At 64.1% G+C, this 23,926-nt stretch carries 19 protein-coding genes; 11 read left to right on the forward strand and 8 right to left on the reverse strand.

Annotated elements, in window-relative coordinates; genetic code table 11:
* Positions 1-25: 25 nt before the first annotated feature.
* Positions 26-2,533 (forward strand): ATP-dependent helicase HrpB, encoded by a 2,508-nt coding sequence (gene hrpB, locus QTL98_RS13365; protein WP_445678962.1) that lies wholly within the window; start codon positions 26-28, stop codon positions 2,531-2,533.
* Here the strand turns inward: hrpB and QTL98_RS13370 are convergent, their stop codons facing one another.
* The 6 genes from QTL98_RS13370 to QTL98_RS13395 form a co-directional block, all read right to left on the reverse strand.
* Positions 2,534-4,489: an O-linked N-acetylglucosamine transferase, SPINDLY family protein gene (locus tag QTL98_RS13370; RefSeq protein WP_445678963.1), complete on the reverse strand. Its 1,956-nt coding sequence runs from the start codon at positions 4,487-4,489 to the stop codon at positions 2,534-2,536.
* Between the two features lie 142 nt (positions 4,490-4,631).
* Entirely contained in the window at positions 4,632-6,572 is a 1,941-nt protein-coding gene (locus QTL98_RS13375; RefSeq protein ID WP_445678964.1) for a heparinase II/III domain-containing protein, read from the reverse strand.
* Between the two features lie 83 nt (positions 6,573-6,655).
* Positions 6,656-7,744, reverse strand: a complete 1,089-nt coding sequence (locus tag QTL98_RS13380; RefSeq protein ID WP_445678965.1) for an ABC transporter ATP-binding protein — start codon at positions 7,742-7,744, stop codon at positions 6,656-6,658.
* A 24-nt stretch (positions 7,745-7,768) separates the two neighbouring features.
* On the reverse strand, positions 7,769-8,608 hold the full coding sequence (locus QTL98_RS13385; RefSeq protein WP_445678966.1) for a carbohydrate ABC transporter permease: 840 nt from the start codon (positions 8,606-8,608) through the stop codon (positions 7,769-7,771).
* Between the two features lie 11 nt (positions 8,609-8,619).
* Positions 8,620-9,501 (reverse strand): carbohydrate ABC transporter permease, encoded by an 882-nt coding sequence (locus tag QTL98_RS13390; RefSeq protein WP_510637488.1) that lies wholly within the window; start codon positions 9,499-9,501, stop codon positions 8,620-8,622.
* 76 nt (positions 9,502-9,577) lie between these two features.
* Positions 9,578-10,831, reverse strand: coding sequence for an ABC transporter substrate-binding protein (locus QTL98_RS13395; protein ID WP_510637573.1), 1,254 nt, complete (start codon positions 10,829-10,831; stop codon positions 9,578-9,580).
* Between the two features lie 385 nt (positions 10,832-11,216).
* Between QTL98_RS13395 and QTL98_RS13400 the strand changes: the two genes are divergently transcribed.
* Positions 11,217-12,230, forward strand: coding sequence for a LacI family DNA-binding transcriptional regulator (locus QTL98_RS13400; protein WP_445678969.1), 1,014 nt, complete (start codon positions 11,217-11,219; stop codon positions 12,228-12,230).
* Positions 12,231-12,262: 32 nt separating this feature from the next.
* Here the strand turns inward: QTL98_RS13400 and uraD are convergent, their stop codons facing one another.
* Complete coding sequence (gene uraD, locus QTL98_RS13405) at positions 12,263-12,769, reverse strand: 2-oxo-4-hydroxy-4-carboxy-5-ureidoimidazoline decarboxylase (RefSeq protein WP_445678970.1); 507 nt, start codon at positions 12,767-12,769, stop codon at positions 12,263-12,265.
* Between the two features lie 81 nt (positions 12,770-12,850).
* Positions 12,851-14,665, reverse strand: coding sequence for an AfsR/SARP family transcriptional regulator (locus QTL98_RS13410; protein ID WP_445678971.1), 1,815 nt, complete (start codon positions 14,663-14,665; stop codon positions 12,851-12,853).
* Between the two features lie 171 nt (positions 14,666-14,836).
* Between QTL98_RS13410 and QTL98_RS13415 the strand changes: the two genes are divergently transcribed.
* From QTL98_RS13415 to QTL98_RS13455, 9 genes are all read left to right on the forward strand, one after another.
* Positions 14,837-15,118: a DUF4242 domain-containing protein gene (locus QTL98_RS13415; protein ID WP_445678972.1), complete on the forward strand. Its 282-nt coding sequence runs from the start codon at positions 14,837-14,839 to the stop codon at positions 15,116-15,118.
* A gap of 138 nt (positions 15,119-15,256) precedes the next feature.
* Positions 15,257-15,730: a hypothetical protein gene (locus tag QTL98_RS13420; protein ID WP_445682153.1), complete on the forward strand. Its 474-nt coding sequence runs from the start codon at positions 15,257-15,259 to the stop codon at positions 15,728-15,730.
* 194 nt (positions 15,731-15,924) lie between these two features.
* Positions 15,925-17,391: a xanthine dehydrogenase small subunit gene (xdhA, locus tag QTL98_RS13425; RefSeq protein ID WP_445678973.1), complete on the forward strand. Its 1,467-nt coding sequence runs from the start codon at positions 15,925-15,927 to the stop codon at positions 17,389-17,391.
* On the forward strand, positions 17,378-19,726 hold the full coding sequence (gene xdhB / locus QTL98_RS13430; protein WP_510637489.1) for a xanthine dehydrogenase molybdopterin binding subunit: 2,349 nt from the start codon (positions 17,378-17,380) through the stop codon (positions 19,724-19,726). The genes xdhA and xdhB overlap by 14 nt, the downstream gene beginning before the upstream one ends.
* Before the next feature lie 73 nt (positions 19,727-19,799).
* The gene (locus QTL98_RS13435; RefSeq protein ID WP_445678975.1) at positions 19,800-20,579 is read left to right on the forward strand and encodes an SDR family NAD(P)-dependent oxidoreductase; all 780 of its coding nucleotides are present in this window, start codon (positions 19,800-19,802) and stop codon (positions 20,577-20,579) included.
* Between the two features lie 249 nt (positions 20,580-20,828).
* Positions 20,829-21,050 carry a YjiS-like domain-containing protein gene (locus tag QTL98_RS13440; protein WP_445678976.1) on the forward strand — a complete coding sequence of 74 codons (222 nt, stop codon included), beginning with the start codon at positions 20,829-20,831 and terminating at the stop codon, positions 21,048-21,050.
* 465 nt (positions 21,051-21,515) lie between these two features.
* The gene (locus tag QTL98_RS13445; protein ID WP_445678977.1) at positions 21,516-21,737 is read left to right on the forward strand and encodes a YjiS-like domain-containing protein; all 222 of its coding nucleotides are present in this window, start codon (positions 21,516-21,518) and stop codon (positions 21,735-21,737) included.
* A 231-nt stretch (positions 21,738-21,968) separates the two neighbouring features.
* On the forward strand, positions 21,969-22,763 hold the full coding sequence (gene xdhC, locus QTL98_RS13450; protein WP_445678978.1) for a xanthine dehydrogenase accessory protein XdhC: 795 nt from the start codon (positions 21,969-21,971) through the stop codon (positions 22,761-22,763).
* Positions 22,753-23,925 (forward strand): cysteine desulfurase family protein, encoded by a 1,173-nt coding sequence (locus QTL98_RS13455; protein WP_445678979.1) that lies wholly within the window; start codon positions 22,753-22,755, stop codon positions 23,923-23,925. Before xdhC ends, QTL98_RS13455 begins: the two co-directional genes overlap by 11 nt.
* The last annotated feature ends 1 nt before the right edge of the window (position 23,926 follow it).

The following is a 23,926-nucleotide window of genomic DNA, read 5'->3' on the forward strand; positions in this document are numbered from 1 at the left end:
CGCCGAGGACAAAAGCAGACGATCCATGCCCAAAGCCTTTTCAGCCGATGGCAGCCTGCCCATCGACGGCCTGCTGCCGGATATCGCCGGCTCGCTGGCGGCCACGCCCAACCTTGTGCTGCAGGCCCCGCCCGGTGCCGGCAAGACCACGCGTGTTCCGCTGGCCCTGCTGGAGGCCCCGTGGCTTGCGGGCAAAAGCCTCCTGATGCTGGAACCACGGCGCCTTGCCACCCGCGCCGCCGCCCGCCGCATGGCCTCGACACTGGGCGAAAGGCCGGGCGAGCGCGTGGGTTACCGCGTGCATATGGACAGCAAGGTGGGGCCGGCAACCCGCATCGAGGTGATCACCGAAGCGATCCTGACCCGTCGGTTGATCGACGACCCGTCGCTGGAAGGTGTCGGCTGCGTGATTTTTGACGAGGTGCATGAGCGCAACCTTTCGTCCGACCTCGGCCTTGCGCTTTGCCTTGAGGTACAGCAGGGCCTGCGGGACGATCTGCGCCTGCTTGCCATGTCGGCCACACTGGATGGCGAACGTTTTGCCCGGCTGATGGGCGGCGCGCCCGTTATCACCAGTGAGGGCCGCGCCTTTCCGGTGGAAGTGCGCTACCGCCCGGGTGACGGACGCCTTGCCGAACGCACGGCAACCGCCATCCGCGCCGCGCTGAAAGAAGAAACCGGCTCGGTGCTCGTCTTCCTGCCCGGCATGGGCGAAATACGGCGTACGCAAGGGCTGCTGGGTGACCTTGGCCCGCAGGTGGATGTGCTGCCGCTGCATGGCTCCCTGCCCGTCGAGACGCAGGATGCTGCCATCTCCCCGGCCGGGCCCGGCCGGCGCAAGGTGGTGCTCTCCACCGACATCGCCGAAACCAGCCTGACCATCGAGGGGGTGCGCGTGGTGATCGATGGCGGGCAGCGCCGTACCGCCCTCTTTGATCCGCGCTCCGGCATGACGCGGCTGGAAACCCGTAAAGTCAGCCGCGCCGCCGCCGAGCAGCGCACCGGCCGTGCCGGCCGTGTGGAGCCCGGTGTTGCCTACCGCCTGTGGAGCGAGGCGGAGCACCGCGCCCTTGCTGCCTATACCGCACCGGAGATACTGGAGGCAGACCTTGCGCCGCTGGCGCTCGATCTTGCCCTGTGGGGCACACGCGACGCCGCCACGCTCGCCTGGATCGATGCGCCGCCTGCCGGGCCGATGGCGCAGGCGACCGAACTGCTGACCGAGCTTGGCGCCCTGGGTGAAGACGGCGCCATTACCCTTCATGGCCGCGCCATGGCGACCCTGCCGCTGCATCCGCGCCTTGCCCATATGGTGCTGGCTGCGGAGCGACAGGAGGGTGCCTCCGGCGGCGATGGCGCGCTGGCCGCGGCCCTTGCCGCCCTGCTCAGCGAGCGCGACAGCCTTGCCGGCGCCGCCGGACGCGGCGCGGATATCCGCCCGCGGCTGGACCTGCTGCGCGAACGGGCACAGGGGGCGCCGCCCGCCGCCCATGCCATCCGCCAGAATGCGGGCGAAATCCGCCGCCGGGCCGGCATCAAGGGGGCCGACTGGAACAGTGCACGGGCCGGCGCGGTGCTGGCGCTCGCCTACCCCGATCGCCTTGCCCAGCAGCGCGGCGGTGCCGGCCGGTTCCGCCTGTCCGGCGGCAAGGGCGCCGTCATGGATGCGCTCGACCCGCTGGCGGCCAGCGAGTTCCTGGTGGTGGCAGACCTTGCCGGCGGTGAAGAGGCCCGCATCCAGCTGGCCGCCCCGGTATCGCTCTTTGAGCTGCCCCCGCCGAAGAATGTGAGCGCCATCTACTGGGACCACCGCGAAAAGGCGGTGGCCGCCCATAAACAAAGCCGCATTGGCGCGCTGGTGCTGAAGCAATCTCCCCTGCACAAACCAGACCCGGCAGCGGTGACCGAAGCGATGATCGCCGGCGTGCAGAGCCTCGGCATCGAGTGCCTGTCCTGGACCCCGGCGCTGCGGCAATGGCAGGCCCGTGTCAACCTGCTTGCCCGCACCCTGCCGGAACAAGGCTGGCCGGCAGTCGACGATATTGCGCTGATGGGCAACCTTGAGCGCTGGCTTGCCCCCTACCTCACCGGCCTGATGCGGGCCGAACACCTCTCCCGGCTGGACCTTTCTGCCGCGCTGGAGGCAATGCTGGAGTGGCCGCAGCGTCAGGCGCTGGCAGACCTTGCGCCCACGCATTTCACCGTGCCGTCAGGCGACGGCATCCGGCTTGATTATCTCTCAGGTGACGTACCGCTGCTGGCGGTCAAGTTACAGGCGCTGTTCGGCCTTACCGAAACGCCGCGTATCGCCGGGGGCCGCGTACCGCTGCTGATCGAACCACTGTCGCCCGGCCAGCGTCCGCTCGCCCGCACGCAAGACCTCGCCAGCTTCTGGACCAATGCCTATCCTGAGATCCGCAAGGAGATGCGCGGGCGTTATCCCAAACATCCCTGGCCGGACGATCCTTTTGCCATGCCGGCCACCATGCGCACCAAAGCATCGCTCGACAGACAGGCCAAACAGCATAAATAATTAGCCATTAACAATAGCTTCCAGAAGTTTCTGAAAGTTATTGCTGAACTTATGCACATCCCAGAGGGGCGCCGTCTCCCGCCCGCCCATCAGCCGCTGCCGCAGGCTTTTCAGCTCCTCAGGCGCGGCGGCGAGGATTATGGCGCGCTCGATATAGGCCGCCTCGTCCGCCACCACCAGCGCCTCTCCCAGCCCCGCTGCCGTCACCATGCTGGCGCCGATGCGCGAGGCCCAGCGCGGGCCCGTGCGGGTCAGCATCGGCAGACCGGCCCACAGGGCGTCGATTGCGGTGGTGGAGGCGCTGTAGCTGAAGCTGTCGAGCATCAGATCAGCATGGGCATGGCGGGCGAGATGCGCGCTCTTGTCGGCAAGACGCGGGGCAAAGATCACCCGTTCCGCCGTCACGCCGCAGGCCGCGAAAGTGGCCTGCAGAAACCGGGTGGCTTCCGGTGCCGTGCTGGAGAGCCAGAGCACGGAGCCCGGCACTGCACTCATAACTTTTGACCATATTTCAATAGCCTGAGCATCAATCTTCATCAGGTTATTGAAAGCGCAGAAGACAAAGGCACCTTCCGGCAAGCCATGATCGGCGCGGCTGCCAACAGTGGCGGCAACAAGCGCCCGGTCTGCCGGATGGTAATGCGGCAGCCGCCAGACAGCCTCCCGGATGGCGCCGGTTTCTTCCGGCGGGGCCACGATGGCATCGCCGATGACGCCATCCATGAAATCAAGTCCCAGCCCGCCGCCATGGCCAAGCCAGTAGAGCTGCTTCGCCGCCGGGCGGGCCGCAAAAGCCGGCAGCACGCTGCCATCCATGTAGCCGGTGAGATCGATCAGCACATCAAGACTGTCCGTGCGGAGCCGTGCGGCCAGATCGTTGTGAGAAACTCCATCCAGAACATTGAAATGACCGGCAGAAGCCTGAAGCCGCTGCCAGTGCCCGGAAAGGTCCTGACTGCGGTTCTTGGTGGCATAGAGGAAACTTTCCGCCTCCCCGGCGGCGCCCTGCGCCTCGATGAGGCCGACCACTGTATGGGCGATGGGATGGTCGCCGAAATGCGGGGATACATAGCCGACGCGCAGTTTATGCCCCCGCATCCGGATGGGCGCAGGCGTGGCAGGCGACGCCGCAAGCAGGCCGTTTGCGCGCTGGTGAAGCGCAGCCTCCGTTGCCGGCGACAGGCCGACATAGGGAACCAGATAGGCCATGGAGGCGAGCACCTGCCAGCTCGTCTGGTTGGCGGCGAAAGCGGCACCATCCGCTTCCACACTCTGGCGAAAGCGGGCGACCAGATCATGGCGGCCAAGCTCGGCCGCAAGGCCCAGCGCCATGGCTAGCACCGCCCCTTGCATCGGGGCGGCAGCCAGCGTCGCCAGCGCCTCCGCCTTGCGCCCGGCCAGCTTCAGCGCCGTTGCCAGATTGAGCCGGGCTTCCGGCCAGTCGGCCCGCGCCTCAAGGCAATGGGCAAAAAGGCCGGCCGCCTGCTCGCCGTCGCCCTGCTGCAGGCGGCAGAGCGCGAGATTGAAGATCAGCTCCGGTGTTGCCGGCCCGTTGGCGAGCATGGCGCGCAGCAGCGCTTCGGCCTCGGCCTCGCGGCCCAGTGCAATCAGCGCCGACGCCTTGCCGGCACCGGCCGGCCGGGCCGCGGGGGCCAACACCAGCGCCTGCTCATAGTCAGCCAGCGCAGCCTCCGCCTGCCCCAGCTTCAGCAGCAGGTTGCCGCGGTTGATACGGTAGTTGGGGTGGTCCTTGAGAGCGATGGCCGCGCCGATGCGCTCCAACCCCTCCGTCCCCTGCCCCAGTTCCCCCAGCACCACGCCCAGCAGATGCAGCGTCTCGCTCTGGTGCGGATCAAGCACCAACGCTTCCCGGTAGAGCGCCAGTGCCTGCTGGCGCTCCCCGGCCTGATGGGCGGCAACACCCCGGGTCAGCAGGTCAATAAGGCTGGCGGCCATGGCTTCATACCTTCGCGTCCCATCCCGGATCGGGACGCCACTGTTTAAGCGCAGTGTCGACCCGTCAGCGCAAGGTACTGGAGAAAAGGCAAAAAATGAAATGTGACCGCTGTCTTTCCGCCGCGCCGCATGGCCAGCCCCCTCATTCCTTGCGGATGGTGAGGCCGAACGTTCCAGAGGCCGGCTCCTTGCCCTCAAAGCGGATGCGTTTGATCTGCGGCCCCCAGGCCTCCAGATGGCGGGGATCGGTGATGGCGATAACCTCTACTTCCGCCACAACAAGATTGTGCGGCGAGATCACGAGAATGCCGCTTGTCCCCTCGATCAGGCAGCTGCCGTCCGGCCGCACTGTAACGGGCCGGTCCGCCACATGCAGCGGCAGGATGAACTGGCTGAGAGGCACCTTCAGATCGATCTCGTCGCGGATGTCGAGCACCGCCGCGTGATGGTCGAAGCCGATGGTGCGCTCCATGCGGCATTCGCCCGGCTCCGTCAGGTAGGCCGGGCTTGCATCCAGACGCAGGATACTCCTGCTGCCATCGCGCCCGAACCGGACGGACCGGGCCTCTGCCCCGACACCCGCCCGTTGCAGCAAACCATTGATCTGCGGAACATTGTGGCCCGTTGAGCTGATATGCCACATGTCATAGCGGGTCTCGGTAAAGGTTGATTTCGAATAGGCCCCCTGACCCAGATCGATGATCAGCGGCTCCCCGTCGAGATAGACGCCGAACTGGCCGATATCGTTGTGCGAATGATGGTTGATATGGGGGTCATTGCTGCCGGCAATCGCGCTCACCATCAGCCCGGCACCCGCCTTGTCGCTCTCGCGGGCAATCATCATCTGCATATCAGCAAGCCACACGCTCTTGCCGTAGTGCCGCGCACCGGGTGACGTCATCTCCGGCGTCCAGAACAACAGCCGGGTGAGATGAACCAGAAAATGCCTAGCATATTCATTATGGCCGCGCGTGCGCACCTCCCGTGCCAGCTTGCGGCGGGCAACACGGTCCACATCGTCCCAAATCATGCCGGCAAGCGCCGCTGACCCGATCCGGGTGGCGTAACGGCTCAGCACACCGTGGTCGAGATCGATCCTGGAGCTACCATCGGCAAAATTGACGAAGCGGTTGCCCGCAATATGCAGCGGCAAGATATGGTCGCCGAAATTACGGAACTTGGCATTGCGGGCAAAGCCAAGATCAAGCTGGAAGCGATCTTCCACCAGATCGATGAACGCCGCCAGCCGGCCGGCGCTGACCACCCAGTAGCTTGGCCCTTCGATGCAGCTGCCGCTCTCCTCGATCGTGTCGAAGAAGCGCTGCATCGGGGCCACCAGTTTCATGGCAATTGCCGCAAGCCGGGCCGGATCCTCCACAACATAACAGGCTGCCTGCAACAGGTTATGTGCACACCAGGCCGTCCAGTTGTTACGACCGAGGTACCAGCCAAACGCCTTCGGCCCCTCCAGCACCGCCAGTGCCCGCCGCGTCACCTCCTGATGGATGCGGTAATAAAGCGACGGGACCCTCTCCAGCAGAAGCGGGCGCAGCAGGTAACAAGCCTCCGCCAGCAACGCGGCGGTTTCGCAGGTAAACAGGTCGAGATAGTCGTCCCCCGGCACCGGCAGCGGATCATCCGCCTTCCAGGGATTGGGGTTCTTGAACATGACCATTTCGTGCTGGCCGGCAAAGTTGTGAGCGGGCACGCACCAGCTCACCTCCCCCAGAAGGGCCCAGAAATAGTCGATGATGCGGGTGAGATAGGTGCCCTTTGCCGTCAGGCACTCGGCAATAACCAGATGGGAGAACTCATAGCGCCGCCGGAAATAGTTTTCCTCATAGGCGATCCGGTCGCCATTGGTGATGAAATCCATATACATTGAGCCGGTGAGCGGGTCGATTTCGGTGCCTTGAAGCGCGTCGGCATAAGCAAGAATGGCCTCGACCGACAAGGCAAGGCGCGAATCGGCTGCGGCCTTTCCCCAGCGGGCGCGCTCGGAGATATCCGGAAACGGCTTCCAGCCGGCGCCAGCCTTCGCGCCCTCAAGAAGCCGCTCGATTTTCATTTGGTCTGCAAACATCTGGCCGTTCCAGGTCGGAGGCAGGCACGGGGCCGTAGTCGGGCCGCGCTCTTGGGGCTGCTGGTCTTGTTATTGCGCTCGGGTCAGATGCCGTGCCGGATTCGGAGGCCCGATCCGGCATCGAAGATCCGAACCCGCGCGGGATCCGGCACCAGTCTCACGGGCTGGTCCGGCGCCAGGTCACGCTGTTCCTTGAAGGCGGCGGTCATCCGTCCGCCTCCGGCATCGCACAGCACCACCATGTCGGAGCCGGTATTTTCTATGGCATGGATCGATCCCGGTATGCCGCCCTCCTCGGCCCCGGCAATCAACCGGATGTGTTCGGGCCGGATGGCGTACAATATCGGCTGCCCCTCCTTGACCGGATAATCCGCCCCCAGCGGCAGCAGCGTTCCATCCTTGAGGAGCGCAACGGCTGCGCTGTCGTTGGCCGCCACCGTTGCCTCCACCAGATTGATGGAGGGTGTGCCCAGAAAGCTCGCGACAAAGACATTGACCGGATCATCATAAAGTTCGAGCGGTGGGCCCGCCTGCTCAACCCGGCCATCCCGCAGGACAACGATCTTCTGGCCGAGCGTCATGGCCTCGACCTGATCGTGGGTAACATAGACCGAGGTAGTACCAAGCCGGCGGTGAAGCTCGGCGATTTCTCCTCGCACCTGCACTCTCAGCTTGGCATCGAGATTGGAGAGCGGCTCATCAAACAGAAAGGCCGTCGGGTTACGCACGATGGCCCGGCCCATGGAGACCCGCTGACGCTGGCCGCCTGAAAGCGACTTGGGTAGCCGGTCAAGCAGCGGCTCCAGCTCCAGCATGCGGGCTGTTGCATCCACCTTGGCGGCAATCCGGCTTTTCGGCACCCCGGCAAGCTTCAGGGCGAAGCCCATATTCTCCCGCACGGTCATTTGCGGATAAAGTGCATAGCTCTGGAACACCATGGCGATGTCGCGCTGCTTGGGCGGCAGCCGGGTTACATTCTTGCCTGCTATTTCGATGCGACCACCGGTGACCTCTTCAAGCCCGGCAATAATTCGGAGCAGCGTTGACTTGCCCGATCCGCTCGGACCGATCAGCACGCAGAATTCGCCATCCTCGATATCCAGCGACACGTCTTGGATGATATGCGCTGCGCCAAACGACTTGTTGACGTTCTTCAGGCTTACGGAACCCATGGCTTCACCAAAACCTTCTTCGTTTCAACCTTTTACGGCGCCAGCGATAAGGCCGCGGTTGAACTGTTTCTGGAGCAGGAGATAGACGATAATGCAGGGCACCGTGGCGATTACCGTCACGGCGATGAATATGTTCTGCTGCAGGATCTCGTCGACGCGCAGGGAGCGCAGCACGACCGGGATCGTATAAAGCTCGCGCTTGTCGACAGCGATGAGAGGCAGCAGGTACTGGTCCCAGATCATCAGGAAACCGAAGATCGTGGTCGACCCGAGGGCAGGCTTGACCAGCGGGAGGATGACCCGCCAGAAAATCTGCAACTCGCCGGCCCCGTCGACGCGGGCAGCATCCTCAAGATCGCGTGGCACCGCGCGCATGAATTCGGTCAGGATGAAAACAGAGAACGCCCAGCCGACAATCGGCAGGATCATCGCCGCATAGCTGTTGTAGATCGACACGCCGATGATCGGCAGCTTGGCATGCAGGATGAGATAAAGCGGGATCGAGATAACCTCGTCCGGCAGCATCATCGTGGAGAGGATGACAAGGGTGACGACGGCGGCGCCGCGAAACCTCTTGCGGGCCAGCGCATAGGCAGCAAGGGCACTGACCAGCGTTTGCAGGAAGGTGCCGATGATGACAACGACGAGCGAATTGAACAGGTAAAGCCAGGCTTTGACCTTGACCCAGCCATAGATGAAGTGGTCCAGCGTCGGCACACTCGGCCAAAAGACGAGCTGGCCAGGCTGCACCGTATTCTTGTCAAAGGCCGTAGCAACGATGCCCCAGAACGGCCCGCAAAAAACGATCACCAGCAGCAGATAGACGGCGCCGCGGGCCAGCTTTTGAAGAAAGGTTGGTCTCATGGCAGCCCCTCTTACGTACGGGCAAGACGGTTTTTCACGACCACATGCGCGATCGTCAAAATCACCGTGAAGGCAAACAGCAGAAATGAAACGGCGGCGGCATAGCCGTAGTCGAGCCGGTCGAAGCCGGTTTTGAAGATGTTGGTCATGATCGTTTCCGTGGCCCCGGCTGGCCCGCCGCCAGTGGTCGTGTAGATCTCGGTAAAAACCCGGAACCCACGGATCAGCGACAGCATGATGACGACTGAAAAAGCCGGAGCGAGGCCGGGCACCGTAACGTGCCAGAGTTTGCGCAACGGGCTGGCACCATCAACATCGGCCGCGTCGTAAAGCTCGCGATTGATGCCCGCGAGGCCGGCGATGAAAATCACCATATTGTAGGGAATGTTCTTCCAGATCTGGAGCAGGATTACCACGAAGAGCGCCTGGTTCGGATCCGACATGAAGCCCTGCGGCCCGACGCCAAAGAGCCCAAGCAGGCTGTTAACCACGCCGCCCGCCGCCGGATAGAACAGGATGCGCCATACCTCGGCCAGAATGGCAACGGAGGTCACCGCTGGAAAGAAGATGGCCGTGCGCACGATACGCACATGCAGCGCCTGCCCTTCGAGGACAAGGGCAACAGCAAAGGCCAGAAGCGCCCCGGCGATGGTCGTTGAAATCACATAGATAAGCGTATTCCACGCCGCCGCATGCAACGCAGCGTCAGAAAGCGCGCGCTCATAATTGGCAAACCCTACCCATTGGCTCTGCCCGGAAAACTTCACCTTGTAAAAGCTCATGATCAGTCCCTTTACGATCGGGACGAATTTGAACCAGGTGAAGAAAACCAGCGCCGGGGCGAGGAACAACCACGGCGCGGCCCAGCGCCAGCGTCTTGGGTCGATACTCATCTTGTTGTCCTTGTGCCATGCAGGGCCACCGGCACCGCTTCATAAAAGCAGTGCCGGCGCGGTCCTTTGTCCTGGATTACCTGGCAAGCACGCCCTGATTGGCGAGCTCTTCATTAACCGCCGCATCGATCTCGCCAAGACCGGCCCTTATGTCGGAAGAGCAGTCGGAAAGGATCTTGTTGAAACCGTCAGAGGTCATCTGGCGGATCGGTTTCCAGTTCGGCACCCGCGGAAAATAGCGGGCGCTTGTTGCATAGAGCTTGGCAAAGGTCCCCCAGTCCGCGTCGGGCTGGATCTTGGTGACGTCGACATTCTTGTTGATCGACAGCCGCACAATCGGGCTGGACCCCGTTCCCACGCCCATGCCCATCTCCTGCCCCTTTTCAGAGACCAGGAACTCGATGAATTTTTTGGCAAGGTCTTCATGCCGGGTCGAGGCCATGATGAAAGCAGCCTCGCCCTCGGCGAGTTCGGCCTGCCCGGCCGGCCCCGCAGGCGGCGGCACCACCTCGATGACAGCGCGGCCAGGCTCCTTGCTCAGGGGCGCCAGATGATAGGGCCCGGTGCGGTAGATGCCAGCCTGGCCGGACGAGAAGACCGGGGTCGTATCGCCGGTCGTCGCGGTAATGGCGGAGGGTTGGGCGAAGCCCTTGCACACAAGATCACGGGCGAAGGATATCGCCTTGGCCGTTTCCGGCGTGTCCAGCGAAGAGACGTAGGCAGCACCTTTCTGTTCCAGAAACTTGCCACCGGCCTGCCAGATCAGGTCGGCAAGAAACCAGGTGGCATATCCGCGGGTAGCGGACAGCGGCATGACGTAACCGTAGGTATCGGCCTTGCCGTCGCCATCCGGATCATCTTCCGTGAAGGCCTTGGAGAGATTGAAAAGATCTTCCCAGGTCTTGGGAACGGGGTAGCCCAGCTTTTCGCGCCAATCCTTACGGATAAAGACGGCAAAGGCCTGCGCCGAAGTCGGCACGCCGTAATATTTGCCATCGACAGCTTCCACGCTCTGCCAGGCGACATCATAGAGCTGATCCCCGCCCTTCAGCGAAGCCCGATCGATCTCCTTGACGATGCCCATATCGAGCAGCTGCCCCATGGAGGTCGCATCATTGATGATCATATCGGGCAGGGAATCGCCGGCAGCAGCCCGCGCCAGGCGCGTCTCGAAATCGGTGTTCGCCAGGAAAAGATCGATCGTGACGCCGGTCTCTTTGGAAAACTCCTGGGTGATCGCATCCAGGACGGCCTTTTCATTCTCGCCATAACGCATCCACACCTTGAGGGTGTCTGCGGCCTGAACTGACGAAACGAAGGCAACACTCATCAAGGCCGCCGAGGCGACCGCATAAGTTATTTTCACCGCTTCCTCCTTCTTGTCCCCTCCTGCTTCGCGCCATCCCGCGTGATCCTGACCACGCGACCGGCCTCATTTCCGGGAAGGGTTGCGACAGACTATAGGCACGCCAGGAATGACATTTCAAGAAAACGTTTAACTTACTTTCGGATAGATAAATTCAGACAATCCAGAAGCGAAAATTCCGATATTGATGCTGCCATAAAGCGTCAATTCACACGATAAATCCGCACAACCTCCAATCAGAACATGGCTGCAGAGTGTTCGCCCATGACCGGGTCGCCCGACAGCCATTGCAAATCCGACGCCGTGCTGTATACAAATAACAGGAGAAAAGGAAATCGGTTAACTCTTCATGAGTCGCATAAAAAAGGCCACGATACGGGATGTCGCCGCAGCTGCCGGCGTCTCCATCGCGACCGTTTCAAAATACATAAACGGGCAACAATCCTTTTCTGCACAGGTCGAGGAAAAGCTGCGCCAGGCGATAGAAGCCCTTGGCTACAGCCAGAACCCCGCAGCCCGCAGCATGGTAACGGGCAGAACGGCAACTATCGGGCTGGCCGTCATGGATATCGCCAACCCCCACTATGCAAATATCGTAAAAGGTGCCAACCGGATCGCCCTAGGCAACGGGTACAACCTGCTGGTCGCCGACCTTGAGGAAAACATCGCCTCGGTGCGGCAGATGCTGGAAGCGCTGGTGCTGCGCACCGACGGACTGATTGTCAGCTCCCGCATCCCGGCCGATGTCATCGACTGGCTCTCTCGCCTCGACAAGCCGGTTGCCTTTCTGGGCAAACCGGAGAGCGGACCGGGGCAGAGGGATCTCGTCACCGTCGGCATGGACAGTGTCGAGGTTGCCACGCTGCTCGCCGGCTACATTGCCCGGCAGGGTTTCTCCCGCATTGCCTATGTCGGCTACACCCGCGCAGCCTGGAATGCTGAGCGCCTTAGCGGACTGCGCAGCGTCTTCGATCCCGCCAGCATCAAGCTTGCCGAGTTCGACGCGGAAGCCCCCACCAGCGAAGCCGGAGAGAAGCTCGCTGCCCGCGTGCTACTTGGCCCCAACCGCCCGCAACTTGTCATTGGCTGTAACGATCTGGTGGCGATCGGTGTCATGGCCGAGGCCCGGACGCTCGGCTTTCGCGTACCGGAAGACATCGCCTTCGCCGGCATCGATAACATTCCCACCAGCCGCTATGTCTGGCCGCCGCTGACAACGGTTGATGTCCACAGTGAAGCGACGGGCGAGGCCGTCATGCAAAAGATCATCGCGATGATCGAAGGGCGGACGGCTGCAGACGATCCGACACTCCACCCGTTGCTGGTCATCCGCGAGTCAACCAGCCACTTCCAGGGGAAGTAGGCCCTTCATCCGGCAAACAACGCCGGGACATTTCACTCAGCGACAAGCGCCTCAAGGCGCAAGCGGGCGATGCGGGCAACCTGTGCCAGCGCGGTGCGCTTTTCCGTCTCGAAATCATTTTCCACCCGCGTCTCGAAGGCCGCGAGGATGCTCAGCCGGTCATGTCCCTTGACCGCGATGATGAAGGGAATGCCGAATTTCTCGCGGTAAGTCCGGTTCACGGCATCGAAGCGGGCATATTCCTCCTCGCTGAGCTGGTCGAGGCCGGCGCCCTTCTGCTCGGAGCGGGAGGAGGACGTCAGCGAGCCCGCCCGGGCAAGCTTGCCCGCAAGATCAGGGTGGGCGCGCAACAGCGCGAGCTTGTGCTCGTCATCCGCCAGCGAGACGGCATGCACCATCGCGTCATGCAGGGCCTGCACGGAAGCGAAAGGCCGCTGCCCCGCCACCGCCTCCGCCACCCAGGGCGAATGCTCGAAAATACCGCCCAGCGTGGAGACGAAGCTCTCCTCGCTCATGCCGTTGATATCGGAAAGACGCATGGACCTGTGCCGCTGCCTGCCTGTTTGTGACCCGGCAGAATAACGGGCAAACAGGCTAGCGCGTCAATGCGGGTTAAGGCGTCAGACGGCCTCACCCCAAAGGGGGGATGCCCGCCCCGCCTCCGGAAAAGTCGCCTGGCGAATACGCTCCAGTACACCGGCAGCCTTGCTGACATGCCCGTCCATCTGCATGCGGGCAGCAAGGGCAATCCACTCTCGCGCGGCAACCTCTGCCACCTGCCAGTCGCCCCGTTCCATCGCCAGCTCAACCTTGCAGGCGACCACCTCCACCTGCAACGTCGTCGGGCGGCGTGTATTGCGCGTCGACCGGATAAAGGCATCGGAGAGCCACATCTGGGCCCGGGCATAATCGCCAAGGCGTGCATGGATCATCGCAATCACCTTGGCACAGCCAGCCTCCCAAGAAGTGTCGTCGACCTGGCAGGCAAGGGCAAAGGCCTCTTCAAGTTCCGGCAGCATGCCGGCAGCAGGTTCTCCCCGCCGCAGCCGGATCTCGCCCTGGACGGCGACAACCCACGGACGGAACGCCACCCAGCGCTCGGCATCGACGAGCAGGCGCGCCTGCTCGATCCTCGGCACGGCCTCGTCCAGCCGGCCATGGCGCATCAGGCCCCAGGCGCCGGTCGCCAGCGCCCAGCATTCCTGCCGCCGGTTGCCGACGGCCCGCGCCCTCTCCTGCGCCTGCCCGATAAGGGCCAGCCCCTCTTCGTACCGGCCCCAGCCGAGGAAGTTGAAGCCCCGGAAAGCCATGATACCCGACAAGCTTTCTTCATCGCCGGCAGCCTCGGCGGCGGCATTGAGGCAAACCTCCGCCGCCTTGCGCTGCCCGGCCACCACCTCGACATAGGCCAGCTCACGCAGCGCCGTGCTTTCAATCTTCCGGTCGGCAATCTGGCGGGCCAGCGTTGCCGCCTGCTGAAGCAGGATCGCCGCTTCGCCATCATGGCCACGGCAGGCATGGACGAGTGCGGTGCCAAGCTCCAGCCGCGTGGTAGCGGCAAGGCGCGGGTCATGCACCCGCTCGGCATCGCTGACAGCCCGGCGCAGCAGCTCGACGCCGGTATCGGTGGCTCCGGCGGCGATTGCCGCGTGGCCGGAGCGCAGCATGGAATTGACGTAGTTTTCCGGCGCGATCCCTGCCGGGGCCGGCGCCATCGGCCGGTGCGCTGCCTTGCGCAGTGCCGGCGACGGCAGCTCCCCCAGCTCCTCGCGAAAGTAGGCTTCGGCCGCCGAGACATGGGCAAGGGCCGCCTCCTGCCGTCCGGCGAGCGTCAGGCTTTTGGTGAGCAGGATATGCGCCGCCTCGTTGAGCGGATCCCGGCGAACGCCAAGCTCCGCCAGCCGGATAGCCCGGCTGTAATCCTCCGCCGCAAGCGCCCGGACCGTATCCTGGCGGATACGCCCTTCCACGATGGCGGCAACCCGCTCGCGTTCAATCAGCAGCCAGGTGGCAAATTCCGGGCTGCACCGGGGGGTCAGACTGCCGAGCAGCGGGCCGGCCTGCTCGACGTCGAAATCCTCATGCTCGAGCTGCCGCACATCAACAGCCACGGTGGAGCAAATCACCGCCTCCACCGGATCGCCGGTGAGCGTGATGGCGCATCCCAGCGCCTGCCTGAGCGAGGCAAGGCACCAGCGCAGCGATCCCAGCGGATCGGCGGTTTCCGGAAAAAGCTCGACAGCCAGCATACGCCGGTCAAGCCGCTGGCGTGACAGCAGGACCCGGGCCAGCAAAGCCCACACCTGCTGGCCCCGTACCGGGCGCACAAGACCCTGGGCATCAATGATCTCGGGCTCGCCGAGAAGCCTGATCGTCATCGCCACTTGCAGATACCCCCAGCCCATCGCCGGCAGCATGGCGGCCGGAAGCGGCACGCCTTGCGATCCCTTGTCTCCAGTTCTCTTGCCCGCGCTCCGTGTGACGAACCGTTTGACGGTCCTCGTCCTGATTTTTTGCGCACCACACGAGCGCTCCAACGCCGCGCCGCGATGAGAGGTACCGGGCGGCGCTCCTGCTGCCCCTGTCCAACCTGATGGAGACTGATTTTGCCGGTTTACGTAATCGAACGCCACATTCCCGATGCCGACAAGCTGACAGCCGAGCAGCTCAAGGACATTTCCGCCAAGTCTAACGCCACGGTCGAAGGGCTGGGCGAACCTTATCGCTGGATTACCAGCTACGTTGCCGGGGATCGCATTTATTGCGTGCACGAGGCCGAAAGCGCCGACGTGATCCGCCGCCATGCCCGTGAAGGCGGTTTTCCCGCCGACAAGGTGACCGAAGTCGCCGCCGAAATCGGCCCGCAGACCGCCGAAAAGCGGCGCTGAACGACCGGGTTCCTGAAATTCGGGGGGATTTGAATGAAGCGATTTCCTGCGGGGGTCGGCCTTCTCGGCCTGCTGCTGTTCGGTGCCCTGTCGGCATCGGCCGGCAGCAAGGAGGCCGCTGCGCCGCCACTGAAACCCATGGCATCCGCCGGGCCCTTCGTGGACAGGGTGCACACGGTCGCCGGGCGCCTCGGCGATGTGCATGTAGCCCTTGCCGAAGGTTACACCGCCCTGCCCTGCGCTTCCGGCATGGAAGGAGGGTCGATGGGGATCCACTATGTCAACCAGGCGTACCTGGCCGATGACACGCTGGATCTCTCACGCCCGGAAGCGGTGATGTATGAACCCCAGCCTGACGGTTCACTGCAACTCGTCGGCGCTGAATACATCACCTTCAAGGGGCCCGCCAACCTCGGCGGGCATCTCTTCAACTTCGTGACGGCCCCGAACCGCTACGGGCTCGATCCGTATTACGAACTGCATGTCTGGGCCTGGCGCACCAACCCGAGAGGGCCGTTCGCCGACATGAACCCGGATGTGTCCTGCATCTGGGCCGCGCCCGGCGGCGAAAGCAGCCGGTCTGCGGCCAAGTCAAGGATGGGGGTTCCCTGACACCAGGCGAAGGCGGCGGCATCCCGGGGCACGGGATGCCGCCGCCTTTCCTCATCGACCGGCCTTTGCCGCATTGCGGAAGACCTGCCCGCCCCGTTCTGTTCTCCCCTTGCTGATGGCGCCAAACGGCTCCTACAGTTGATAGTTTGAAAGAAAAAAGAACGACACGGAACAGGCAGGCGGGCGAACGGACGATGACGACGTCTATCCGGTTTTTGCTGGGTGAAGAGCCCATGGAGATCAGCAGCGCCGATCCGACGATGACGGTGCTGCAATGGCTGCGCGGCCCCGGCGGGCGCTGCGGCACGAAGGAAGGCTGCGCCGAAGGTGACTGCGGCGCCTGCACCGTGGTGCTGGGCGAGCCGGGACAGGAAGACGGGACCGTGGCCTACCGCGCCGTCAATGCCTGCATCCAGTTTGTGCCGACGCTCGATGGCAAGCAGCTGCTGACGGTGGAAGATCTGCGCGCGCCCTCCGGCGCGCTGCACCCGGCCCAGCAGGCGATGGTGGACAAACATGGCAGCCAGTGCGGTTTCTGCACCCCCGGCTTCGTCATGTCGCTCTTCGAGATGTATGAGAAGGCAGACGCCGCGCCGGAAAACCCGGCCATCGAAGACCAGCTCACCGGCAATCTGTGCCGTTGCACCGGCTACCGGCCGATCATGGATGCGGCACGCGCCATGTATGCCTTGCCGCGCGAGACCCGTTTTGCCGCGGCGCAGGGCCGTGTGGCCTCAGCACTCAAGGAACTGAAGCGCACCACCGGTCTTGATTACACCGCCGGGGGCCGGCAGTTCGTCGCACCGGTGACGCTGGAAGAGATGGATGGTGCCCTCGCCGCTCACCCCGGCGCCACCCTGCTGGGCGGCGGCACGGATGTCGGCCTGTGGGTTACCAAGCAGCACCGGGACCTGAAGACGCTTGTCTACACCGGCGCCTGCGCACCGCTGCATGCCATTACCACGCACAGCGATGGCAGCCTGAGCATCGGCGGCGGCGCCAGCCTGGCCCGCGCAGCGGAGGTGCTGGGTGCCTATCATCCCTCTCTCGCCATTTTGATGCGGCGCTTTGCTTCCAGCCAGATCCGCAATGCCGGCACACTCGGCGGCAATGTCGCCAATGGCTCGCCTATCGGCGACAGCATGCCGGCGCTACTGGCGCTGGGTGCCACGGTCACGCTGCGCTCGGCCCGCGGCAGCCGCACCCTGCCACTGGCGGCCTTCTATCACGACTATATGAAGAACGACCGCGCCCCGGATGAGTATGTGGCCGCGATTGATGTGCCGCCGCTCGGGGGCCGGGTTTTTGCCACCTACAAGCTTTCCAAGCGCTTCGATCAGGATATCTCTGCTGTATGCGCCGCATTTGCGCTGACGCTGGAGGAAGGTGTGGTCAAGGAAGCGCGGCTGGCCTTCGGCGGCATGGCCGGCATTCCCAAACGCGCTGCCGGTGCCGAAGCCGCCCTTAAGGGGCGGGTTTTCGATGCCGACGCGCTCAAGGCGGCACTTGCTGCACTGGCGGAAGATTTCAGCCCGCTGTCGGACATGCGCGCCAGCGCCGCTTACCGTGCCCTTGCCGCTGCCAATCTGCTGCGCCGCTTCCAGCTGGAAGCAAGCGGCAGTGTGCCGGCAGCAGAGCTGGAGGTTTATGACTATGCCTGATACCAGCCTCAAGACCGCGGCGGTGCCCCAGCCGGCAAAAGGCCATGCCGGAACAGCCCACGCGCATGACAGCGCCGAGCGCCATGTGAGCGGCAGTGCCGTCTATATCGACGATATCCGCGAGGTTGCCGGCACCCTGCATATCGCCCCGGTGCTTTCCACCCGGGCACATGCCCGCATTCTCTCCGTCGACCTCTCCGGTGCCGAGGCGGTTCCGGGTTTCGTCACCGCCCTTACCCCGGCGGATGTACCGGGCGTCAATAATTTCGGCGCTGTGAAGCTCGACGATCCGATCATCGCCGAGGATCTGATCGAATTCTGGGGCCAGGTGGTGCTGGCGGTGGCCGGCGAGACGCTGGAAGCCGCACGCGCTGCCGCCCGGGCGGTGAAGATCACTTACGAGGATCTGGAGCCGATCCTTTCCATCGAGCGGGCGATCGAGCTCGACGCAACCGTCGCGCCGCCCCTCACCATGAAGTCCGGCGATGCGGCGGCGGCAATGGCGACGGCAAAACACCGGCTCTCCGGCACCTTCAATGTCGGCGGGCAGGACCATTTTTACCTTGAGGGGCACATCGCCTATGCGGTGCCGCAGGAAGAAGGCGATATGCTCGTCTATTCCTCCACCCAGCACCCGACCGAGGTTCAGCATCTTGTCTCGCGCTCGCTTGCCATTCCCGATCACGCGGTAACGGTAGAAGTCAGGCGCATGGGCGGCGGTTTTGGCGGCAAGGAAACCCAGCCGGCACAGATCGCGGCCATTGCCGCCCTCATCGCCCGCAAGACCGGGCGGCCGGCCAAACTGCGCCTCGACCGCGACGAGGACATGATCGCGACCGGCAAGCGCCACGACTTCCTAATCAAATATGAAGTCGGCTTTGACGATAGCGGGCGCATCGAGGCGCTTGCCATGGATCTGCATGCCCGCGCCGGTTATTCGAGCGACCTGACCAATGCGGTCGTCGACCGCGCGATGTTCCATGCCGGCAGCTGTTATTACCTGTCCAACGCCCGCATCACCGGCCACCGCAACAAGACCCATACCGTCTCCAACACCGCCTTTCGCGGGTTCGGCGGCCCGCAGGGTTATCTGGCCGGCGAGGAGGTGGTGGACGAGATCGCCCGCTATCTGGGCAAGGAGCCGCTTGAGGTCCGCAAGGTCAATTTCTACGACCGCGAGGGCGAGCGCACGCGCACCCATTACGGCCAGCCGGTAGAAGATTTCATCCTGCATGAGCTGGTGCCGGCTCTCGCCGAGCAGGCGGAGTATGACAAGCGCCGGGCAGAAGTGCGCGCCTTCAATGAAAAGAGCCCGGTGCTGAAGAAGGGCCTCTATCTGACACCGGTACAGTTCGGCATCAGCTTCACGGCCACGCATTTCAACCAGGCCGGCGCGCTGGTGCATGTCTATTCCGACGGCTCGGTTATGCTGAACCATGGCGGCACCGAGATGGGCCAGGGGCTCTATCTCAAGGTCGCGCAGGTGGTGGCGCGCGAGTTCGGCATCGATGTCGCGCGGGTCAAGATCACCGCCACCAACACCTCCAAGGTGCCCAACACCTCCGCCACCGCAGCATCCTCGGGCTCGGACCTCAATGGCATGGCGGCACAGGATGCGGCCCGCCAGATCAAGGAACGCCTTGTCGCCTTTGCTGCCGGGAAATATGGCTGCGCGCCGGAAGAGGTGCGGTTTGCCGACAACATGGTCGAAGCGGGCGCTGAGAAGATAAGCTTTGCCGCACTTGCCAGGGCGGCCTACATGGCACGCACCCAGCTGAGCGCCGCCGGCTTTTACGCCACACCCAAAATCCACTGGAGCCGGGAGACGGCAAGCGGCCACCCCTTCTACTACTTCACTTATGGCGCGGCGGTGGCTGAGGTGATCGTGGATACGCTGACGGGCGAATACCGCCTGCTGCGCGCCGACCTGCTGCATGATGTCGGCCGCAGCCTCAATCCGGCCATCGATATCGGCCAGATCGAAGGCGCCTTTGTGCAAGGCACCGGCTGGCTTACCAGCGAGGAGCTATGGTGGGACAAGGCCGGGCGCCTGCGCACCCATGCCCCCAGCACCTACAAGATCCCGACGGTGCGCGACATCGCCCGCGATTTCCGCGTGACGCTCTATGAGAACGAGAATGTCGAGCCGACCATCCACCGCTCCAAGGCGGTGGGAGAGCCGCCCTTCCTGCTCGCCAATGCCGTTTTCTTCGCCCTGAAGGACGCTGTCGGCGCGGCCATCGGCTACAAGGGCAGCCCGAAGCTGGATGCCCCGGCCACGCCCGAGCAGGTGCTGATGGCGATAGAAGCATTGCGGCAGGCAACCGGACAGTAACAGAGCATTCCGGGGGCATCGGCGGCGCAACGCCGGGCCCTTTCGGGGAACACCCCATAAAGGGAGGAGCGGCATGCCGGTCGAAAAGCCACTTGCCATCGTCACCGGTGGCAGTACCGGCATCGGCCGGCAGATCGTGCTGACGCTGGCCGGCGCCGGCTGGGATGTCGCCTTCACCTACAAGGGCGCGGCAGCAGAGGCCGAAGAGACCGCGCGGACCGCCGAAGTGGCGGGTGCCGGGGTCTGGCAGGCTGAAAGCGATGTCGGCATCGCCGGCGAGGTCAATGACTTCCATGACGGCGTGCTGGAGAGGTTTGGCCGGGCGGCCGATCTGCTGGTCAACAATGCCGGGGTGCAGACCTGGGCGCCGCTGCTGGAGCTTGCCGAAGAAGACTGGGACCGGGTGATCCGTACCAATCTCAAGGGCTGCTTTCTCAATACGCAGGCTGCGGCCCGCCGGCTGGTAGCAGCGAAAAAGGGCGGCGCGATTATCAATATCGGCTCCGGTAGCAACCGCATCGCCTTCCCGCGCCTTGTCGACTACACCGCCTCCAAGGGCGGTATCGAAATGTTCACCAAGGTGGCGGCGGCAGAACTCGGCGAACATGGCATCCGCGTCAACTGCGTGGCGCCGGGCGCCATCGAGATTGAACGCACACGGCTTGAATCGCCGGATTATGCCGAGACCTGGGGCGCTATCACCCCGCTGCGGCGCGTTGGCCAGCCGCAGGATGTAGCCAGTGCGGTGCTGATGCTGGCCGGGCCTGAGGCGGGCTTCATCACCGGGCAGACCATCATGGTCGATGGCGGCCTTTTCTGCCTGCCCAACTGGCCCTACCGCCCCGGCCAATAGACCGCATGCCCATTATGACGGCAGTTTGACAACTGCCTATCCCGGCATCATGGCAGCCATGCACCGCAAGCTTTGCTCTGCGTGCATGGTCCGCTGCAAAAGCCCCATGACTCCTCAAGGCCGAGTTCTGTCACCTTCTCCTCGTGAGCGGTTCACGCCACCGGCAAGAGCCGGCAGACGTCGAGAACCCCGACTGTATGAACGCCGCGGCGCCCATGTGGACGACGCGCGAAACGAAGGAGAAAAGAGATGAGCAAGGCTGTTGCTTCTCATGGTGTCGAGTTCGGTGTTGCCAACCGTTTCTTCGGCCTCGGCCAGATGGTCCGCAACCAGGTGAACGAGTTCGTCCGCCGCGCCCAGCTGCGCCGCGAACTGGAAAGCCTGAGCGCCCGTGAAATGTCCGACATGGGCATCTCCCCGGCTGACTTCGGCGCCATCGTCAACGGCTCCTGGCAGCGCGCTGCCCGCTAAGCCTCGGTAAAGACCAGCCGCCCAACGATGAGGCTGGCTGGTCGGCGGACGCCGGACGATGAAAAACAAAGGGCCCCGTGGCGCTAGCGCAGCGCCGGGGCCCTTTCTTATTTTGCACCGCAGCGTAAGCCGCCTGGGTTCCTCGACACCTGTGTCAACCTTCCCGTTGCTGTCAGCCAGTGACCCTACTGAGCGCAGAAATCCGGGAAAACCGCACCTCGTGCTCATTATGGCAGCAGTTTGAAAACTGCCCATACTGTCAGCATGGCAGCCATGCGCTCCGAGCTTTGCTCTCCATGCATACTGCACTGCAAAAGCTCCATGACTCCTCATGGCCGAGTTCTGTCACATTCTCCTCGTGAGCGGTTCACGCCACCGGCAAGGGCCGGCAGACGTCGAGAACCCCGACAGGATGAACGCCGCGGCGCCCGATGTGGACGACGCGCTAATGCAAGGAGAAAAGAGATGAGCAAGGCTGTTGCTTCTCGTGGTGTTGATTTCCCGGTTGCCAACCGTTTCTTCGGCCTCGGCCAGATGGTCCGCAATCAGGTCAACGAATTCACCCGCCGCGCCCAGCTGCGCCGCGAGCTGGAGAGCCTGAGCGCTCGCGAAATGTCCGACATGGGCATCTCCCCGGCTGACTTCAACGCCATCATCAACGGCACCTGGCAGCGCGCCGGTCGCTAAGCCTCACGGGAAGGCCCAGCCACCCGTTGATGAGGATGGCTGGCCGGTGAGTGCAGGATGACGGAAGATCAAAGGGCCCCATGGCGCCAGCGCGGCGCCGGGGCCCTTTCTTGTTTCTGCACCCCGGCAGGCTGCTGACGGCCTTTCCGGCATATGGGAGCGGCGCTTGACGCCGCCATCACCGAACGCCGAAACTCCGCCCGGAAACACCGTCGTCACGTATTTCGGGGCTTGTCTATTTTGCGCAGCTGGATCGATTCCCTCGCGGCGCTGCGCAATGCGCGGCAGGCAGCGGTGCTGGTAACCGTCGCCCGGGTTGCTGGCTCCACCCCGCGAGAGGCCGGTGCCAAGATGGTGTTCGGCCCGGACGGCAAGGCGCATGGCACCATCGGCGGCGGCCAGCTGGAAAAACGCGCCGAGGCCGAAGCCGCCCGGCTGATTGCCGAAGGCAGCGCCACGCCGGTTTTCATCGATATTCCTCTTGGGCCGGAAATCGCCCAGTGCTGCGGCGGCCATGTCACGCTGCTGCTGGAGCCCTTCCCCGCCCCGCGCGCCGCGCTGCTGTTGTTCGGCGCCGGCCATGTCGGGCGCGAACTGGTGGAGGTGCTGGGTGGCCTGCCGGTGCCGGTGCGCTGGATTGACCCCCGCGCGGAGGAATTTCCGCAGAGCCTGCCCGCCAACACCGAAAAAAGCCTGACAGATGCCCCGCTTGCCGAAATCGCCGCGGCACCGCCGGGCAGCCTGGTTGCCATCATGACCCATAGCCATGACCTCGACCTTGAGCTGGTGGAAGCGGCGCTGAAGCGCGAAGACATGCCCTATGTCGGGCTGATCGGCTCGCGCACCAAACGCGCCCGCTTCGAGGCACGTCTCAAGGCGCGCGGCATCGATGAGGTGGCGCTGGAGCGGCTGGTCTGCCCCATCGGCGCCGGACACAAGACCGGAAAACATCCGCGCGAGATCGCCATTTCCATTGCAGCCGAGCTGCTGGAGCGCGGCCTGACCGTGGCCGCCAATGCCGGCTGAGCCTGAAGCAGGCACCGGTCAGCCGGTCTTTCTCGACCATCAGGCAACCACACCGCTCGACCCGCGGGTGCTGGACGCCATGCTACCCTTCTTCAAGGACCGTTTCGGCAACCCGCATTCCACCACCAACCGCCCCGGCCTTGCCGCCCGCGCGGCGCTGACAGCGGCAAGGGCCGAAATCGGAACCCTGATCGGAGTAGCGGGAGAAACCATCCTGCTGACCTCCGGCGGTACCGAGGCCAATAATCAGGCCATCCTCGGCCTGCCCGCCGCCGCGGGGCGTGACCGCCTCGCCATCAGCGCCTTCGAGCATCCCAGTGTCAGCGAAGCCGCCCGGCGCAGCGGCCTCACAGTCGATATCCTGCCGGTCACCGCAGACGGTTTTGTCAATCTGGAGGCCGCAGCCCGGCTGATTGGTCCACGCACACGGCTCGTCAGCGTCATGGCGGCCAATAACGAGATCGGCACGATCCAGCCGCTTGCCGGGATTGCCGCCCTCGCGCGCAGCGCCGGCGCGCTGATGCATAGCGATGCCTCGCAGGCGGTTGCCGGCATGGCGCTGGATGCCCCGGCCCTCGGGCTCGATCTGGTTACGCTCTGCGCCCACAAGATTTACGGGCCTGCCGGTATCGGCGCGCTCTATATCCGCCCGGCACCGCCTCTTGGGCTCCAGCCCCTTCTGCACGGCGGCAGCCAGCAGGGCGCTTTGCGCCCCGGTACGGTGCCTGTCGCGCTGGCCGCAGGGTTCGGAGAAGCCGCCCGGCTGATGCGCCTTGAGGGGCCCGGCGAATGGCCCCGCCTTGCGGCGCTGCGCGACCGGCTATTGACGCGTCTTTCCGGTGCCCTTGAGGGAGTGAGCGTCAACGGGGGCGTAGCTCCGCGCCTGCCCGGCAACCTTAACCTCACCATTGCCGGTATCGACGCCGAAATTCTGCTGCTGGAGCTCATGGACACGGTTTCCGCCTCCACCGGCTCAGCCTGCGCCGATGCCGCCGGCAAACCGAGCCCCAGCCTCAAGGCCATCGGGCTCGACGCCGCCCGGATCAGCGTCAGCCTGCGCCTCGGCATTGGCCGCTTTACCCGCGAAGCTGATATCGACCGCGCGGCCGATGCCCTGATCGGCGCCATCAAAAAGCAGCGCAGCCCGCTGGCAACATTATGAA

It is taken from the genome of Radicibacter daui (genome assembly GCA_030657355.1).
Classification (GTDB): Bacteria; Pseudomonadota; Alphaproteobacteria; order Radicibacterales; family Radicibacteraceae; genus Radicibacter; species Radicibacter daui.